Here is a 17,379-nt window from a genome sequence, read left to right as displayed (position 1 = left end):
GCATGTGCAATCTCTATAGCAATACGACCTCGCAGGAACTGGCGCGCAGGGTATTCGATCGGATTGACGATCGCGCGGGAAACGTTCAGCCCGGCGAGGTCTATCCGGATCAGCTTGGGGCAATCATCCGGCACGATGGCGACGGCTTCGAACTGGTCAAGGCACGATGGGGAATGCCCTCTCCAAAATTCGCCCTGAAAACCGAACGTGACCCGGGCGTCACCAATGTCCGCAACCTATCATCCGGCCATTGGCGGCGCTGGCTCAGCAAAGACCACCGCTGCCTCGTCCCTTTGACCAGTTTCGCGGAGCCGCGCGGCAAGGGGATGGGCAATCAGTGGTTTGCCCATGCTGATGACAAGCCCATGTTCTTCGCCGGCATCGAGGTCCGGGACTGGACCAGTGTCCGCAAGGTAAAGGAAGGCGAGACCACAGATGATCTCTATGCCTTTCTGACCTGCGAACCGAATGCCGAGGTCAAGGCGGTTCACCCGAAGGCGATGCCGGTAATCCTGACCGAACAAGAAGAATGGGACAGTTGGATGGGCGGCATATCGGCCGCCGAACTTCAGAGGCCGCTACCAGATGGATCTCTGAAGCTGATTGAAAACCCCGTTTAGGAGGTCGAAATGGCAGACAAAGACAGAGAGTTGATCATCGAGGTCTGCGCCAGCGGCACTGAACCCGCAGAATGGCTGGTGTCAGGCCCGAAATATGAAGACGAGGAAATTACTGGCGGCGACGTCATTCGCAGCACCCGCGAAGCTGCCATTGATGAGGCCAGGCATCGTGCGACATGGGTGAAGAAACAGTCGGTTCGCATCGAAGTTGCGGCCGGAGATGGCCACGACGCGGAAGAGTGGGTGGAAGACGCCGCATCTTCGTAGGTAATCTTACGGATAGCGTGCAAGTGAGGGTCCGAGGTACGTCACCGGTGTGCGGGCTTTGGCGGCCCGTGTGTCCAAACTTGACCCGCGCTGGCTCTCTGGCGCGGGCTTTTTCATTGACTCAACCGTTCCCGTGGTTGAAGCTGGCGGAATAGCGAATATGGATCTCATAGCCCGCGGCCCCTCATCTGGCGCGGGCTATTTTTTGCGCATTGCTACGTAGGTAATCTTACGGATTGGATCACGCAGGTAGACCCGATATCTTCCCTGCATTAGGCACTCACACTTACGATTAAGCCCGCGCACCGGAACCAGCGCGGGCTTTTTCATGAGCCGATCTCTTTCGCCAGCTTCTCCAGCGCCGCGATCGGCGCGTCATAAGCCCCGTTCGCCTTGGGGAACTTTGCTCGCTGACTGCGGTAAAAGGCCAATTGCTCCGGCAGTTCCTCGATCGGGAATGTTCCTGACCAGTATCGTCCGGTCAGGGTGAATGTCTTGTCGTCGTGAGTCGCTTTCATGGGGCGGTAGTGAACGAACATGGCCTGAAGCACAACACCGAAAACCGCCTTGACTGGTTTCCAAAATCGTTCGTAACTCATTGATTCTTATACGGCCAATGGGCTACCGGTTTCCAAACTACCTGACTGATAAATAACAATTACTTGGCACCTCTCGGGTGCGCCATAAAATCAATGACTTAGGATTCTGACCTGCTGACTTCGGTCCTGTTTCGGTACGGAAATGCTTCATTTTAGCCTCTCATTGATGTGCGGATCGCTTTTCGCACAGCACCGCCTTTATGGCTGCCGGGATTGTCCATCACGATGATGTCCCCGGGTTTCAGCGTGGGTGCCAGTACCTTCTCGACATAGGTGCGGAAGATCTCGCCATTCACCGGGTCGGCAAACCCGCTTCACATACGGGCGCGCTCCTTGGCGACCAGCGTCTTTTTTTGAAACTGGACCCGCAGGCAGGAACCACCAGACCGTGTCCCACACCGCGCTCAGCCAGCAGCGCCTGTGCAGCCCTTTCACCCGTCAACTCCGGACAGCGCCGGACCTGATCGAGCAGCCAGTCCCGATGTGGCTCAAGAACCGGCTTGCGATACCCGCAATCTGCTTGGGGCACCGAGCCGGGCCGGGCAGCGCGCTGTGTCCATTTCACAACGCTTGATGGCGCCATCGAAAACCGCGCGCCGACTGCACGGCAACTCTCTCCGGCCTGCATCGCAGCAATCGCAGGTTCACGAAGATCATTCGAAAAAGGTTTCGTCATCCATGCTGGCCTCCTTCATCAGCATGGATTCTGAATCACAGATACGCCCAAACGGGATCCTAAATCGATGCACAGATAACCGGATATGCTCTAGCTATCCCGGCGATCCGGGGCGGCGCTCCCGGCCGTCGCGGGACGCAACAATAGGGCTTCCGGTCAAACAGGACGCGGAATCTGACATGAGAACGCAGACAATCCGGTCATCACCCGCCCGAAAACAGAAACCGCGCAAGGCCGTTTCTGTTAATATCCAGCAGGATCTCCGGAATCCGAAATCTGGCGTGTTCCAATGTTGGCCCGCCAATCACTCTTCCCCGGCAGCCGGGGTCTCATCGGGCAAATCCGGAGTTTCCGCCGCTCCATCCTGCTGTTCGGGTTCCGGAGTGGCTGCCTCATCGTCGGGATCAACCAGCCGGTTTTCCTCCCATTCGCCGGAGGCGACCTGTCCGGTTGCGTAGCGCATGATCCCCTGACCCTGACGCTTGCCGATAACGAAGTTCCCCTCGTAACGGTCGCCATTGGAATAGGTGGCAACGCCCTTGCCGTGGATCTCGCCTTCTTTCCAGCCGCCGTCGTAAACGAATCCATCGGGGGTGGTCAGCTTGCCCTGCCCCTCGCGCAGCCCATTGACGAATCCGCCGGTATAAACCGTTCCATCGGCATAGGTGGCCTGCCCTTCTCCGTGCCGCTGCCCGTCTTTCCACGCGCCGGTATAGACATAACCATCGGGATAGGACATCCGGCCCTGGCCGTCATTCTGGGCGTTCTTGAAGCTCCCTTCGTAAACCGTACCATTGGCATAAGTCGCCTTGCCGTCACCCGCGATCACACCCTCGGCCCATTGGCCCTCATAATTCGAGCCGTCGGGATAGGTGATCTTGCCCATTCCATGAGGCCGGTCCCCCTTCATGCCTCCGTCATAGACCGAACCGTCGGGATAGGTGATCTTGCCCTTCCCCTCCATCCGGCCCTCGACCCACTGGCCGGTATAGACATAGCCGTCCTTGCCGGTGAATGTCCCCTGCCCATGCCTGCGGTCATTCCTGAACTGGCCATCATAGACATCGCCGTTGGCATAAGTCGCCACGCCATGCCCCTCGCGCTTGCCCTGCCGCATCTCGCCTTCGTAACGGTCGCCCGAAGGTTGCTCCAGAACACCCTTGCCCGACATCTGCCCGGCCGCCCAGATACCGTCATAGGTCATCCCGTCGGGCATGGTCAGCTTGCCCTGTCCGGCAGGCTGTCCCGCAAGCATCGCGCCCTCGTAAACCGAACCGTCGGGATAGGTGACCTTGCCCTGCCCCTCCTTGACGCCGTCATTCCAGTCGCCTTCGTAACGATAGCCGTTTTCCTGCGTCAGCTTGCCCTTGCCGTGATGCTTCCCGTCGACGAACTGACCGGTATAGACACTGCCATTGGCATAATGCGCCTCGCCCTCGCCGGTCGGCTCTCCGGCAGTCCAGTCTCCCGCATAGGTGCTGCCGTCGGCATAGGTGATCTTCCCTTCACCATCCGGTTTGCTGCCGGCGAAATGTCCCTCATAGACCGAGCCGTTGGGAAAGGTGGCCTTGCCTTGACCAAGGATCTCGCCATCCACCCAATCGCCCTCGTAACGATAGCCGTTGGGAAGACTATAGGTGCCCTGCCCATGCTGACGGCCATTGCGAAACGTGCCTTCGTAGACGCCGCCGTCATCATATTCCTTGGTGATGACCTCTTGCGCCAATGCCGCATCGCCTGCCGCTGCCAGCATCAGAGCAAACAAACCCGCTTTCATCGACGCCCGAATTGCCGCCATCATCGCCTCGTCCTTGACCTTTTGCCCCATGGTCTACCCTAAGCGCCCTGCTTGCGCAAAGGCCGACTTTTCCTTTCCCGCATCATCCCCTATCACAGGGGCGAGAGAACAGGGGCATTGCCATGACCGACCGCTTCCGCCTGACCATCGGCCAGTTGAACGCCACCGTAGGCGACCTTGCCGGCAACTCCGCCCGCGCCATCGAGGCGTGGCAGACGGCCAAATCCGCGGGTGCCGATATGCTGGCGCTGCCCGAGATGTTCATCACCGGCTATCAGACTCAGGATCTGGTGCTGAAACCGGCATTTACAGCACAGGCGGTCGAGGCGATCCAGAAAGTCGGCGCGGCCTGCACGGATGGCCCGGCGATCGGCATTGGCGGTCCTTGGCGCGACGGCGACAAGCTGCACAACGCCTATTGGATTTTCAAGGATGGCAAACTGATTGCCCGGGTTCTGAAGCATCACCTGCCTTACAAACAGCTTTTCGACGAATTGCGCCTGTTTGACAGCGGCCCGATCAGCGGCCCCTACCCGGTCGGCGCGGCCCGGATCGGCTCGCCCATCTGCGAGGATAGCTGGTATCCCGACGTCGCCGAAACGCTGGCGGAAACCGGGGCCGAGCTGCTAATCGTCCCGAACGGCTCACCCTATCATCGCGAGAAGCTGGATCTGCGCATGGGCCATATGGTCGGGCGCGTGATCGAGACCGGCCTGCCGCTGGTCTATGTGAATCTGGTCGGCGGGCAGGACGATCAGATCTATGACGGCGCAAGCTTCGTGCTGAACCCCGGCGGACAGAAGGTCGTGCAGCTTCCTGCCTTCGAGGAAGCCATCACCCATGTCAATTTCACCCGCTCATCAGAGGGCTGGCGCGCCGAGCCGGGCCAGATGGCGCCTCAACCCGACATATGGGAGCAGGACTACCACGCCATGATGCTGGGTCTGCGCGAATATCTGCAAAAATCCGGCTTCGCCAAGGTCGTATTGGGTCTGTCCGGCGGCATCGATTCGGCACTTGTCGCGACCATTGCCGCCGACGCGATCGGCCCCGAAAATACCCGCTGCGTCATGTTGCCCTCGGAATACACCTCGCAGGGCAGTCTGGATGACGCAGCCGACTGCGCCGGACGGCTGGGAACGCGGTTGGAAACCATCAGGATAGACGGCGCACGCAATGCTGTAGAGGGGGCACTCTCTCATCTGATGGAGGGCACCAGCCCCGACATCACCGAAGAGAACATCCAGTCCCGCCTGCGCGGCCTGATGCTGATGGCAATCTCGAACAAGTTCGGCGAGATGTTGCTGACCACCGGCAACAAGTCGGAAGTCGCGGTGGGTTATGCCACGGTCTATGGCGACATGGCGGGCGGCTATAATCCGATCAAGGATCTGTACAAGACCCGCGTGTTCGAAACCTGCCGCTGGCGCAATGCAAATCACTGCCCGTGGATGAAAGGCCCGGCGGGCGAGGTGATCCCGCCGCAAATCATCTCGAAACCGCCTTCGGCCGAGCTGCGCCTCGATCAGAAGGATGAGGATTCGCTTCCCCCCTACGAGGTGCTGGACGCGATCCTGGAAGGGCTGGTCGAAAAGGATCTCGCGCTGGGCGATCTGGTAAAGCAGGGTTTCGATGCCGAAACGGTAAAAAAGGTCGAAAAGCTTCTGTATATCAGCGAATGGAAGCGATATCAGGCCGCCCCCGGCCCGCGTATATCGACCAAGGCCTTCTGGCTGGATCGCCGTTATCCATTGGTCAACCGTTGGCGGGACGAGCTCTAGGCATCAGTCGCCCGGCCGCCCATCGGGCCGCATCGGCAACGGTTTCGTCGGCATCATCCGTCAGGCCCTGCGCCACCGCCATCAATTCCGGTGCGTCGGAATTCCCGATGGCGTAAAGCACATTCCGCACGAAGCGGTCCCGCCCGATGCGCTTGATCGGACTGCCCGAAAAGCGCGCGCGGAATCCGGCATCGTCCAGCCGCGCCAGTTCCTCCAGAGGCGGCGCATCGACAATGCCGCGATAACGCATTTCCGTTCCGGCCTGCGCGAACTTGTTCCATGGGCAAACCGCGAGACAATCGTCGCAACCATAGATACGGTTGCCCATCAAAGGCCGCAATTCCGGATCGACCGGCCCCTTATGCTCGATCGTCAGATAGGAAATGCAGCGCCGCGCATCCAGTTGAAACGGCGCGGGGAACGCGCCTGTCGGGCAGATATCCAGACAGGCGCGGCAAGAGCCGCATCGCTCCTGTTCCGGCTCATCTGCAGGCAATTCAAGCGTCGTGAATATCGACCCCAGGAAAAACCAGCTTCCCAGTTCCCGCGACAAAAGATTGGTATGCTTGCCCTGCCAACCCAGCCCGGCCGCCTGTGCCAGCGGCTTCTCCATCACCGGGGCGGTATCCACGAATACCTTGATTTCATTTCCGGGATTCTGCTCAAGCAGCCACCGGCCCAGCCGCTTGAGCCGCTTCTTGACCAGATCGTGGTAATCCTTGCCTTGCGCATAAACGCTGATTGCCGCCCGCTCGTGCTGTTCCAGCACTGTCAGCGGATCGTGATCCGGTGTGTAAAGCTCGGCCAGCATGATGACCGAGCGCGCCTCGGGCCATAAAGCTGCCGGATTTCCACGCCAATGGGCGCGTTCGGCCATCCATCCCATCTGCCCGTGTCGCCCGGCCGAAACGAAAGCCTGCAATCTCCCGGCAATCTCGGGCACGGCATCGGGCCGCGTCACGCGCATGGCCGAGAACCCCACGGCACGGGCCTCGGCCATCAGGTCGGCTTTCTTCTTCACGGAAATATCCCGGAGGGAATCGCCGGCAGGCAACGGGGAGCAGCGCCCCCCTGAGCTATCCGAAGTCCAGCTCGGCATAATGTGGAGCCGGTTGAATACCCGGCACCTGATCCGCAAGAATCGGGCGGAAAGCCGGTCGCGACTTGATCGTCGCATACCAGTCGCGCACCATCTCGGACCGGTCCCAATCCACGTCCGAAATGTAATCCAGACAAGAGAAATGCGCCGCCGCGGTGAAATCCGCCAATGTCAGGCTGTTACCCGCAAGCCAGCGGCGCGCCTCAAGCAAGCTGGCCAGATAGTCGATATGCTCCTTGACGGCGCGCAGCCCATCCTTGACGGCGCGGCTGTCGGGATAGCCCGCGCGGGTGATTTTCTTCCAGACCCGCTCTTCAAGGATCGGGCGCGTGACCTCGGCATTGAACTTGTCATCGAACCAGGCGCAAAGCCTGCGAACCTCGTGCCGTTCGGCCGGAGATTTAGGCATCAGGGATGGATTGGGCACCGTTTCGTCGATAAATTCAACGATGGCCTGACTTTCGGCCAGCATATTACCACGATAACGCAGGACCGGCAGCTTTCCGGCGGGATTGCGCCGCTTCAGATCGGGCGGATTTTCCCAATACCGCTCTTCGACCAGTTCCACTTCGATCTTCTTTTCCGCAAGGACCAGCCGCACCTTGCGACAGAAGGGGGACAGCATCGTGTGGTATAGTCGGGTGGTCTGGGTTGAACTGTTCATCGCCTGTCTTGAAATCTCTTCTTTGTGCAACGCTGTATTGTTAAGATCCCCCGCCTCGCGTTGCAACCGGTGCCACAACTCACAAGCAATCCGCGCGCCCGTCCCGCGCAATCGTGGCGGCGCCATCGGCAATTGCCCGCGACCGGTTCGAGGCCTGTTGCGGGCTGCGCAATTTCGGCGCGGGCAGGATTGCCGCCAGCCGGGCGGATTGCACCGGGGTCAGCATGTCCGGCGTTGTTCCGAAATATTCCCGGGCGGCGGCATGTATACCGAAAATTCCCGGCCCGAATTCGGCCACGTTCAGATAGACCTCAAGAATGCGCTGCTTCGACCAGAGCGCCTCGACCAGCGGCGTAAGGACGGTTTCCAGAAACTTGCGCGACCAGCTGCGCTCCTGCCACAGAAAGACGTTCTTCGCCGTCTGCTGGCTGATCGTCGAGGCCCCCCGCGAACTGCCCGAGGCAATGACACGGCGGATCTCGATCATGTCGAACCCCCAGTGCCGGCAGAAATTCGCATCCTCCGCCGCCACGACCGAGCGGCGCATGACCGGGGCGATATCCTCGAAATCCGTCCATTGGCGCGGCTTGATCGAATGGTTGCGGGAATCGGCCACGATCGTCCATGTGGTCGGTGGATTGATCAGTCCGAAGAACCCGACTACCAGCGCCATCAGCAGGAACAATCGCAGCAGAATCCATCGCAACCAGATCATCAGCCTGCGCATGGGCCGCCAGCGGCTGCCTTTGGCAGCCGGGACGGGCGCATCATGCGCGGGCGTTCTGAGCAACATCCGAAGGATCATGACCGGGCTTTGTCACGTCATGTCGCGTGCAGTCAAGCTAGAGGATTGAAAATGATGGAAACGACCCCGATCGGAGCCGTTTCCTGAAAGCGCGACCATCGAGGCGGATTATTCCGCCGGGATCGATTTCGTATCGTCAACCGCCTGAATCGGATGCGCCAGATGCGGCAGCATCTCTTTCGGGCAGACCTGAAGGAAATTATGCTTCTCTTGTTCCCAGTTCTGCAGGATCTCGTCGGCCTTGCGGGACAGGGTTTCCTTGCGATGCCGTTCGATCAGTTCCTTCAACTCGGTTTCCCAATGATCCTGCGTCACCGGGCACATGACCAGGGATTCCGGGTTGATATAGTCGCGCGCAATGCTGTCGGGATCGTAAAGATAGGCCATGCCACCGGTCATCCCGGCGCCGAAATTCGCGCCAATGGATCCAAGGATCACCGCGACGCCGCCGGTCATGTATTCGCAACCATTGGTCCCGCAACCCTCGATCACCACTTTCGCGCCGCTATTGCGGACGGCAAAGCGTTCGCCGGCACGGCCCGCAGCGAAAAGATAGCCGTCGGTCGCACCGTAAAGCACGGTATTGCCGATGATCGTATTATCAGAGGCTGCCAATGGCGAGATCATCGGCGGGCGTACGGTAATGGTGCCGCCGGAAAGCCCCTTGCCAACATAATCATTGGCATCGCCCGACACTTCCAGCTTCAGCCCCGGCGCAGCAAAAGCACCCAGCGATTGCCCGGCGCTTCCGGTCAGCCTGACCGTCAGGTGATCGGGTTGCAGATCGTTCCGCATGCCGAATTTCTGCACGATCATGCTGGATGTCCGGGTACCGATTGTCCGCAGCGTGTTGCGTACGGCATAGGACAATTGCATCTTTTCGCCATCCGAGAAGAACCGCTCGGCATCGCGGATGATTTCCGCGTCCAGCGTGTCCATCACTGCATTGCGGGGTTTCGAGCGGTCATAAACGATCTTGTCCCAGCCATCGACGGTGATCAGCAGCGGATTCAGGTCCAGATCGTCCAGATGCGCCGCCCCGCGGCTGACCTGGGTCAGCAGATCGGCACGTCCTATCACCTCATCCAGCGATCGTGCGCCAATGGAGGCGAGGATCTCGCGCACCTCCTGCGCATAGAAAGTGATCAGGTTCACCACCTTGTCGGCGCTGCCGGTGAACATCGCCCGCAGCTTCTCGTCCTGCGTGCAGACGCCGACCGGGCAGGTATTCGACTGGCATTGCCGGACCATGATGCAGCCCATCGCAATCAGGGCGGCAGTGCCGATACCGTATTCCTCGGCCCCCATCATTGCGGCCATGACGATGTCGCGCCCGGTGCGCAGACCGCCATCGGTGCGCAGTGTCACCCGTTCGCGCAGGCGGTTCATGGCCAGAACCTGATGCGCCTCGGTCAGGCCCATTTCCCATGGCAGGCCCGCGAATTTGATCGAGGTCGCGGGGCTGGCGCCGGTGCCGCCATTATGGCCCGAGATCAGGATCACATCGGCCTTGGCCTTGGCCACGCCTGCCGCAATCGTGCCGACACCGCTTGAAGCGACCAGCTTCACGGTGATCTTGGCGCGCGGATTGATCTGCTTGAGATCATAGATCAACTGCGCCAGATCCTCGATGCTATAGATATCGTGATGCGGCGGCGGCGAGATCAGCATCACTCCCGGCGTCGAGTGCCGCAGCCGGGCAATCAGCTTCGTCACTTTCATGCCGGGAAGCTGACCGCCCTCGCCGGGTTTCGCCCCCTGAGCAACCTTGATTTCCAGTTCTTCGCAGGCGTTCAGATATTCCGCTGTTACCCCGAAACGGCCCGAGGCAACCTGCTTGATCTTGGCAGAGCGATTGTCGCCATTGGCCATCGGATAGCTGTGCTCCGGATCTTCTCCGCCCTCTCCGGAATCCGATTTCGCGCCGATCCGGTTCATGGCAATATTCAGCGTCATATGCGCCTCGGGCGACAATGCGCCCAGCGACATACCAGGCGTCACGAAACGCTTGCGAATCGCAGTGATGCTTTCGACCTCTTCGATCGGAACAGGTTTGCCCAGCGGCTTGATATCCAGCAGATCGCGGATATGGATCGGCGGATTGGCCCGCATCTGCGCCGAGAACTGCTTCCACAGATCATAGGACGCCTTGTCGCAGGCCATTTGCAGCATCTTCATCGTCCGGGCTTCCCAGGCATGTTTTTCGCCCGAGCGGCGCAGTTTGTAAAAACCGCCAACCGGCAGCAACTCGACATTCTCGGCATGCCAGCCCTTGTGGTGGATATCCTTCAGCTTGTCCTGCAACCCGTACAGACCGATCCCGCTGATCCGGCTATGCATACCGGGGAAATACTCGGCCACCATGGCGCGGGACAGGCCCACGGCCTCGAAATTCAACCCACCGCGATAGGATGACAGCACAGAGATCCCCATCTTCGCCATGATCTTCAAAAGCCCCGCATCGATGGCATCCCGGTAGCGGCGCATATTCTCGATCAGGCTGCCTTCCAGAAGGCCCCGGTCGATCCGGTCACTGATCGAATCCTGCGCGAGATAGGGGTTCACCGTCGTCGCCCCGGCACTGATCAGCACGGCGAAATAATGCGGGTCGACACATTCGGCAGCGCGTACATTAATGGAGCAGAAGGTGCGAAGCCCCTTGCGCGTCAGCCAGCTATGCACCGCACTGGTGGCAAGGATCATCGGCATGCCGATCCGCTCTGGCCCCTGATGCTCATCCGTCAGCACCAGATGCCCGGCGCCCGAGCGAACCGCATCTTCAGCCTCGGCACGGATACGGGCCAGCCCCTGGGCCAGCGCTTCCTGTCCCGCACCATCGGCAAATGTGCAGTCGATATGCGTGACGGCCTCGCCGAACATCCGGCACATCTCGGCATATTCGCCGTTGGCGATGAACGGGCTTTCCAGAATCAGGATCTCGGTCTGGGACGAATTTTCATCCAGCACGTTCTTGAGGTTCCCGAACCGGGTCTTGAGACTCATCACCCGCGTTTCGCGCAAGCTGTCGATGGGCGGATTCGTGACCTGAGAGAAGTTCTGCCGGAAGAAATGGCTCAGCGGCCGGTATTGCCCGGACAGAACCGCTGGCGGCGTATCATCGCCCATCGAGGCAAGCGCCTCTTTTCCGTCCTCGGCCATGGGAGACAGGACATGTTCCAGATCTTCCATGGTGAAGCCGGCGGCGATCTGACGGCGGCGCAGTTCTTCGCCCTGATAATGGGTGCCTTCGGGCAGATTGCGCATGATATGGTTCAGGTCAACGACCTTCTCGATCCATTCGCCAAAGGGCTGGCTGGCGGCAAGACGGTCCTTGATCTCGGAATCGCGGTAAAGCTTGCCGTCCCACATATCGACCGCGATCATCTGGCCCGGGCCAAGCGCCCCCTTTTCCTTAACCGCGCTTTCATCGACAGGCACCATGCCGACCTCGGACCCGGCGATCAGCAAGTCGTCCCCGGTCACGACATAACGCATCGGGCGCAGCCCGTTCCGGTCAAGCCCGCCGCAAACCCAGCGGCCATCGGTCATCGCCAATGCGGCAGGGCCGTCCCAAGGTTCCATCACCGCATTGCAATAGGCATACATATCGGCCCATGCCTGCGGCATATCGGTCGTCGAGTTCGACCAGCTTTCCGGCACCAGCATCGTCTTGGTCATCGGCGCAGAGCGACCCGAGCGGACCATCACCTCGAATACCGCGTCAAGCGCGGCCGAGTCCGACGAGCCCGCAGGGACGATCGGCTTGATATCTTCAGCCATCTCGCCGAACGCATTGGAAGCCATGCGGATTTCATGGCTTTTCAGCCAGTTGAGATTACCTTTAAGCGTGTTGATCTCGCCGTTATGCGCCAGCATCCGGAACGGTTGCGCAAGCCACCATTGCGGGAAAGTATTGGTGGAATAACGCTGATGGTACAGCGCGAAGGCGGATTCAAACCGCTCGTCCTTCAGGTCGGGATAGAATTCCGCCACCTGCTCGGCCAGCATCATCCCCTTGTAGATGATCGACCGGCAGGAGAGAGAACAGAAATACAGCTGCGAGACCTGCGCGGCCACGGCAGCCTTCTCGATCCGGCGGCGAATGATGTAGAGTTCGCGCTCGAACTGGACGGTATCGATATCCTTCTCACAGCGGATCAGGATCTGCTCGATCTCGGGGCGTGTCGCATTGGCCTTTTCGCCAAGGACCGAGGTATCGACCGGCACATGCCGCCAGCCATAGATGTAATGTCCCATCCGCAGGACCTCGGATTCAACGATGGTCCGGCAAGCTTCCTGCGCGGCGAAATTCGTGCGCGGCAGGAACACCTGCCCCACGGCGATCAGCTTTTCGCGGTCGGGTTCGTGACCGGTACGGCGAATCTGATCATAAAAGAAGGGCACCGGGATCTGTACATGGATGCCCGCCCCGTCGCCGGTCTTGCCATCCGCATCCACCGCGCCGCGATGCCAGATCGCCTTCAGCGCATCGATTCCGTTCTGCACCACCTGACGGCTGGGCTTGCCGTCGATGCTGACCACGAAGCCAACTCCGCAGGAGGAATGCTCGTCATCCGCGCGATACAGGCTGTTTTCGGCCATCCAGTCGCGGCGGGCTTGTTCCTTGGCTTGCCAATCTTTCATTTCGGGCCTCTCTGAGGAAAGTCGGGATCCGTCTATGCGGAAGCCGAATAAATGTTGGTGTGGAATCACGCTGTTGAAAGGCAGAAGCGCAATTCGCCGCTGTCAGGGTTTCACCGCAAGGTCATAACGAAGGCTCCGACACTTTCCGTCCGCCCCACGACGCCAGCATCTCGCTGCAATCGAATTGCGGGGTCGTGTCCGCGAAACCATCCTCACCGGGGAAGCTGAAAATCACTGGAGAATCGTTGCTTTCCTGTTGCTGCCCGGTCCAGTCCCGCATCGTCTCGACACCGCCGAAGAAACGGCCCATGGCGCGATTGATGAACTGCTGGCCCTCGCGCTCGATCAGAACTTCATCATTCTGACTGCTTGTCGTCAGCTTGAACCGGGTTTTTTCAAGCTCGATCCCGTCGATTGTCACCTTCTCGCCGGTCAACTCGTCATGGCCCACATGATGAAGCCGTTCACCAGTGTTGGATTCGGTCCAGAAGTCGAAATCATCCCGGCCGGTTTCGATCAGGGTGCTGAAACTGGCGTGGTCCTTGGCTTCTTCGACCAGCAGATCCTCGATGCCGGTATCGGGATCGTTGCTTTCGATCCAGCGGGTCTCGGCATCGATCCGCGACTGATAGGTCAGGCCATTCTCATCAAAAATCGCGCTGCGTTGATGGCCCTGCGGATCCTGCTCGCAACGGAAGATCTGCGAGACGGTGCATCCCCGATTCTGAACCGTGACTTCCAGCTTGCAGCCTTCCGGCGGGGTGTAATTCCCGGCATGCACCGGAAACACCCATCCCGCAGTCATCACGACAAGCGACAGGAATGCTGCCCGTCCTGTTGTCAATTTCATCGAAGCATCGGGTTTCATCTCTACACTCTCACTCTGCGGCGACACGTGCTTCGCCCGTCAGGAAATCCGCAATTGCCTCGGCGGCCTCGCGGCCGTCGCGAATCGCCCAGACCACAAGGCTTGCCCCGCGCACGATATCGCCGACGGCATAAACCCCCGGGATCGAGGTCTGATGCGTTTGAAACTCTGCCTTGATCGTGCCCCAGCGGGTCACTTCCAGCCCTTCGACGCCCCACAGGCGGGGAAGATCCTCGGGCTCGAACCCCAGCGCCTTGATGACCAGCTCGGCGGGTTCATCGTAATCCGCGCCCTCGATCAGCTCGGGCGATTGACGGCCACTGACATCGGGGGCCCCCAGACGCATCTTCCGCACCCGGACGGTGTCGACCGTGCCCTGCGCCGCGAATGCTCCGGGGGCGGACAGCCATACGAATTCAACGCCCTCCTCTTCGGCATTCTGCACCTCGCGCTGCGAGCCGGGCATATTCGCGCGGTCGCGGCGATACAGGCATTTGACCGATTGCGCGCCCTGACGGATCGCCGTGCGCACACAATCCATTGCAGTGTCACCACCACCAATAACGACGACCCTTTTTCCTTTCGCGTTCAACTCGCCATCGTTGAAATCGGGGACATCATCGCCGAAATCGACCTTGTTCGAGGCGGTCAGATAGTCGATCGCGCGCACGACGCCGCCCGCGTCGGCATTGTCAATATCCAGATCGCGGGTCTTGTAGACACCCGTCGCGATCAGCACCGCGTCGTGCTTGCCCCGGATCGCGTCGAAGCTGATATCTTCGCCGACATTGCAGTTCAGCACATATTCGACGCCGCCATCTTCCAGCAATTTGCTGCGGCGCATGACGATATCTTTTTCCAGCTTGAAACCGGGGATGCCGTAGGTCAGCAATCCGCCGGGGCGGTCATAGCGGTCGTAGATCGTCACCTGAAAACCCATACGGCGCAATGAATCTGCCGCCGCCTGCCCCCCCGGTCCGGCACCAATAATCCCGATGCTTTCAGCCCGTTCCTGTTTCGGAGCGGTCGGCTGCACCCAGCCGTTTTCCCATGCGGTATCGGTGATGTATTTCTCGACCGCGCCGATCGTGACGGTGCCGTGGCCCGATTGTTCGATCACGCAATTGCCTTCGCACAGGCGATCTTGCGGACAGATCCGGCCGCAGATTTCGGGGAAAGTGTTGGTCGATTGACTGACCCGATACGCCTCTTCAAGCCGCCCTTCGGCGGTCAGGCGCAACCAGTCCGGGATATTGTTGTGCAAAGGACAATGCGTCTGGCAGTAAGGCACGCCGCATTGGCTGCAGCGACCGGCCTGCTCGGCAGCCTTCTGTTCAGCAAATTCGCGGTAAATTTCGTTGAAATCCTCGCTGCGCTCTTGCGCGCTGCGTTTCTCCGGCATCTCGCGCGGGGTGGAAACGAATTTCAACATCTTCTGCGTGGCCATTGCTGCGCAACCTTCCAAGTGACAGGAACTCCCGTCGCCGGAATAAACCAAGGCGCAGCGAATAAAAAGTCAGCAATACTGACTTAAATATAGATTTTTTACGTTCGCGAAGTTTTTTATCGCAACCAAATCCCAAATTTAGGTCAACTATACTTACATACCTGCCGCAAGAGCGAGCAAAACAACACTGCCGACAATGATTCGCCACCAACCGAAAAGCGCGTATCCCTGCTTTGAGACATAATCGAGCAGCCAGCGAACGACGATGATCGCCGTAATCATCGCACAGACAAAGCCGATGACGATATTCCCCATCGCCCCGGCATCCAGAACATCCAGATTCTTGTAAAGATCATAGGCGAACGCCCCCAGCATTGTGGGCATCGACAGGAAGAATGAAAACTCTGCCGCCGATCTCTTGTCCGCCCCCAGAAGCAGGGCGCCGACGATCGTCGCCCCCGAACGGGAAACACCGGGAATCATCGCCAGACATTGAATGAACCCGATTTTCAACGCCATCCCCAGGGGGAAATCCTCAGCACGGTGATAGGTCGGGTTCCTTGCCCAGCGATCCACGTAAAGAATCACGATCCCGCCAAGGACCAGCATCACCGCGATCAATGTCGGCGACTCGAACAGCACCCGCTTGATGATGTCATGCGCAAGCACGCCGATCACGACGGCGGGCAGGAATGCCAGCAGCACCGCGAAAATGAAACGGCGGGATTCCGGATCGCGCGGCGCGGCCGAGAAGATGCCCCAAAGACGTGCCGCATACACAGTCAGCACAGCCAGAACGGCCCCAAGCTGAATCACGACCTCGAATGCCCGGCCGGGAGAATCGAAGTCAAGGAAATGCCCGGCCAACAGAACATGGCCGGTCGATGAAACCGGAATGAATTCGGTCAGCCCTTCGAGAATCCCAAGGACGACGGCAACAATGCTATTGCTTTCCATCAGAGAGTACGAAGATTCTTGGCCGAACGCTTGATATCGTCATACTCTCCCGACGGACGGAAGCGCCACAGATATTCCTCGATTACCGCCGCAGGTGAAATTGGATCAATGCCCAGTTCTGCAAATCCTCTGGCACTATCGCTGACAACATTATCACGCTGCAGCAATGCCAGCTGATCACGGTTCATGATGTTATTCGTGAACAGCCCGCCTGTGACCATTTGCGCGACATTCAGCACAGCCGAACCAATCCGTGCCAGCCAGAAGGGCACATTCACCACCAGCCGGCGGCGGTAGATGACCTCCAGTATCTGTCTGGCGATTTCGCGCAGGGTCAGAATATCGGGCCCGCCCAGTTCATAAATGCCCGGCTCTGCCTTGCCTTCAGCGGCCATGACGGCAGCGGTCGCCACGTCATCCACATGCACCGGCTGCAACCGGGTATTTGCGCCCACAACCGGCATCATCGGACCGAATCGCGCGAGGCTGGCAAGACGATTGTAGAAAGCATCTCCGGAACCGAAGATCACCGAGGGCCGCAGCACCACGGCGTCCGGTCGATGCTCGAGCACCGAAGCCTCGCCCCGTGCCTTGGAGGCGATATATTCACTGACGGAATTGGCATCGACGCCCAGCCCCGAGACATGCACGATCTGCGGAACCCCCATCTCTTTCGAGAGACGGGCGATATGCTGGCTGCCATCTTCAAATACGGTCTTGAAGGTGCTTTTCCCCTGCCGCGACAGGATGTTGACGCAATTCACGACCGCATCTGCTTCGGTCATGGCGGCGCGGACGGACGCCTCGTCGCGAATGTTGCACAGAACCGGCACGACCTGTCCGACCGCGCCATAGGTGCGCGTGAACAATGCCTCGTTGGGGCGGCGCACGGCGATCCGTACGCGCCAGCCGCGCGCGGCCATCTGCCGTGCCACCTGACGCCCCAGAAACCCCGAGCCGCCGAAGATCGTGACAAGTTTCGCCATGGGCCTTTGCCTCCTTCGTCCGCGTCTTGGGCTTCAATACTGAAGGTCGGGCCACTCGACAAGCCGCCTGCCCGTTCTCCGCGGCGGAAAGCCGCAAATATTCGTGTAAAATCCACTCCGATAGCCCCGGCCGGACCATGCGCGCCCCTCTGCCGGCAATCGGCGATT

At 59.7% G+C, this 17,379-nt stretch carries 13 protein-coding genes and 1 pseudogene; 3 read left to right on the top strand and 11 right to left on the bottom strand.

The genetic code is table 11. From position 1 onward, the window contains the following. The first annotated feature begins 2 nt into the window (after positions 1–2). A complete protein-coding gene (locus tag D3P04_RS03200; protein WP_119745894.1) occupies positions 3–620 on the top strand; it encodes an SOS response-associated peptidase in 618 nt (205 codons plus the stop codon). A gap of 9 nt (positions 621–629) precedes the next feature. Continuing rightward, positions 630–887 (top strand): hypothetical protein, encoded by a 258-nt coding sequence (locus tag D3P04_RS03195; protein WP_119745892.1) that lies wholly within the window; start codon positions 630–632, stop codon positions 885–887. A 326-nt stretch (positions 888–1,213) separates the two neighbouring features. Here D3P04_RS03195 and D3P04_RS03190 read toward each other — a convergent pair whose 3' ends face one another. The 3 genes and pseudogenes from D3P04_RS03190 to D3P04_RS03175 form a co-directional block, all read right to left on the bottom strand. After that, the gene (locus D3P04_RS03190) at positions 1,214–1,486 is read right to left on the bottom strand and encodes a hypothetical protein (RefSeq protein WP_232844869.1); all 273 of its coding nucleotides are present in this window, start codon (positions 1,484–1,486) and stop codon (positions 1,214–1,216) included. 170 nt (positions 1,487–1,656) lie between these two features. Then, a pseudogene (locus D3P04_RS23915) lies at positions 1,657–1,785 on the bottom strand (IS630 family transposase); the annotation flags it as partial. A 681-nt stretch (positions 1,786–2,466) separates the two neighbouring features. Continuing rightward, positions 2,467–3,939 carry an MORN repeat-containing protein gene (locus tag D3P04_RS03175; RefSeq protein ID WP_119746493.1) on the bottom strand — a complete coding sequence of 491 codons (1,473 nt, stop codon included), beginning with the start codon at positions 3,937–3,939 and terminating at the stop codon, positions 2,467–2,469. Between the two features lie 143 nt (positions 3,940–4,082). Here D3P04_RS03175 and D3P04_RS03170 point away from each other — a divergent pair, with 143 nt between their 5' ends. After that, positions 4,083–5,741 carry an NAD+ synthase gene (locus tag D3P04_RS03170; RefSeq protein ID WP_119745888.1) on the top strand — a complete coding sequence of 553 codons (1,659 nt, stop codon included), beginning with the start codon at positions 4,083–4,085 and terminating at the stop codon, positions 5,739–5,741. On the opposite strand, the gene queG is transcribed toward D3P04_RS03170, so the two are convergent. The 8 genes from queG to D3P04_RS03130 form a co-directional block, all read right to left on the bottom strand. Next, positions 5,716–6,741, bottom strand: coding sequence for a tRNA epoxyqueuosine(34) reductase QueG (gene queG / locus D3P04_RS03165; protein WP_232844887.1), 1,026 nt, complete (start codon positions 6,739–6,741; stop codon positions 5,716–5,718). The two genes, D3P04_RS03170 and queG, sit on opposite strands and share 26 nt — an antisense overlap. A 76-nt stretch (positions 6,742–6,817) precedes the next feature. Continuing rightward, positions 6,818–7,504 carry an FtsZ-binding protein FzlA gene (fzlA, locus tag D3P04_RS03160; RefSeq protein ID WP_119745884.1) on the bottom strand — a complete coding sequence of 229 codons (687 nt, stop codon included), beginning with the start codon at positions 7,502–7,504 and terminating at the stop codon, positions 6,818–6,820. Positions 7,505–7,583: 79 nt separating this feature from the next. Then, positions 7,584–8,297 (bottom strand): monofunctional biosynthetic peptidoglycan transglycosylase, encoded by a 714-nt coding sequence (gene mtgA / locus D3P04_RS03155; protein WP_408634349.1) that lies wholly within the window; start codon positions 8,295–8,297, stop codon positions 7,584–7,586. Between the two features lie 120 nt (positions 8,298–8,417). After that, complete coding sequence (gltB, locus tag D3P04_RS03150; protein WP_119745880.1) at positions 8,418–12,953, bottom strand: glutamate synthase large subunit; 4,536 nt, start codon at positions 12,951–12,953, stop codon at positions 8,418–8,420. A 121-nt stretch (positions 12,954–13,074) separates the two neighbouring features. Further along, on the bottom strand, positions 13,075–13,803 hold the full coding sequence (locus D3P04_RS03145) for a hypothetical protein (protein ID WP_147391874.1): 729 nt from the start codon (positions 13,801–13,803) through the stop codon (positions 13,075–13,077). A gap of 28 nt (positions 13,804–13,831) precedes the next feature. After that, positions 13,832–15,268 (bottom strand): NAD(P)-dependent oxidoreductase, encoded by a 1,437-nt coding sequence (locus D3P04_RS03140; RefSeq protein WP_119745876.1) that lies wholly within the window; start codon positions 15,266–15,268, stop codon positions 13,832–13,834. Positions 15,269–15,421: 153 nt separating this feature from the next. Beyond that, the gene (locus tag D3P04_RS03135) at positions 15,422–16,225 is read right to left on the bottom strand and encodes an undecaprenyl-diphosphate phosphatase (RefSeq protein WP_119745874.1); all 804 of its coding nucleotides are present in this window, start codon (positions 16,223–16,225) and stop codon (positions 15,422–15,424) included. Continuing rightward, positions 16,225–17,211: a complex I NDUFA9 subunit family protein gene (locus D3P04_RS03130; protein WP_119745872.1), complete on the bottom strand. Its 987-nt coding sequence runs from the start codon at positions 17,209–17,211 to the stop codon at positions 16,225–16,227. The genes D3P04_RS03135 and D3P04_RS03130 overlap by 1 nt, the downstream gene beginning before the upstream one ends. Positions 17,212–17,379 lie beyond the last annotated feature (168 nt).

This window comes from Paracoccus onubensis (assembly GCF_003591515.1).
Taxonomy (GTDB): Bacteria; Pseudomonadota; Alphaproteobacteria; order Rhodobacterales; family Rhodobacteraceae; genus Paracoccus; species Paracoccus onubensis.
This window is presented reverse-complemented; position numbering and strand designations above follow the sequence as displayed.

Bases quoted from the DNA above. Each gene is read 5' to 3' on its own strand.
- queG (WP_232844887.1), bottom strand. From the start codon at position 6,741: ATGGCCGAGGCCCGTGCCGTGGGGTTCTCGGCCATGCGCGTGACGCGG.
- fzlA (WP_119745884.1), bottom strand. From the start codon at position 7,504: ATGAACAGTTCAACCCAGACCACCCGACTATACCACACGATGCTGTCC.
- D3P04_RS03145 (WP_147391874.1), bottom strand. From the start codon at position 13,803: ATGAAATTGACAACAGGACGGGCAGCATTCCTGTCGCTTGTCGTGATG.
- D3P04_RS03140 (WP_119745876.1), bottom strand. From the start codon at position 15,268: ATGGCCACGCAGAAGATGTTGAAATTCGTTTCCACCCCGCGCGAGATG.
- D3P04_RS03200 (WP_119745894.1), top strand. From the start codon at position 3: ATGTGCAATCTCTATAGCAATACGACCTCGCAGGAACTGGCGCGCAGG.
- D3P04_RS03130 (WP_119745872.1), bottom strand. From the start codon at position 17,211: ATGGCGAAACTTGTCACGATCTTCGGCGGCTCGGGGTTTCTGGGGCGT.
- D3P04_RS03195 (WP_119745892.1), top strand. From the start codon at position 630: ATGGCAGACAAAGACAGAGAGTTGATCATCGAGGTCTGCGCCAGCGGC.
- D3P04_RS03170 (WP_119745888.1), top strand. From the start codon at position 4,083: ATGACCGACCGCTTCCGCCTGACCATCGGCCAGTTGAACGCCACCGTA.
- gltB (WP_119745880.1), bottom strand. From the start codon at position 12,953: ATGAAAGATTGGCAAGCCAAGGAACAAGCCCGCCGCGACTGGATGGCC.
- D3P04_RS03190 (WP_232844869.1), bottom strand. From the start codon at position 1,486: ATGAGTTACGAACGATTTTGGAAACCAGTCAAGGCGGTTTTCGGTGTT.
- D3P04_RS03175 (WP_119746493.1), bottom strand. From the start codon at position 3,939: ATGAAAGCGGGTTTGTTTGCTCTGATGCTGGCAGCGGCAGGCGATGCG.
- D3P04_RS03135 (WP_119745874.1), bottom strand. From the start codon at position 16,225: ATGGAAAGCAATAGCATTGTTGCCGTCGTCCTTGGGATTCTCGAAGGG.
- mtgA (WP_408634349.1), bottom strand. From the start codon at position 8,297: ATGTTGCTCAGAACGCCCGCGCATGATGCGCCCGTCCCGGCTGCCAAA.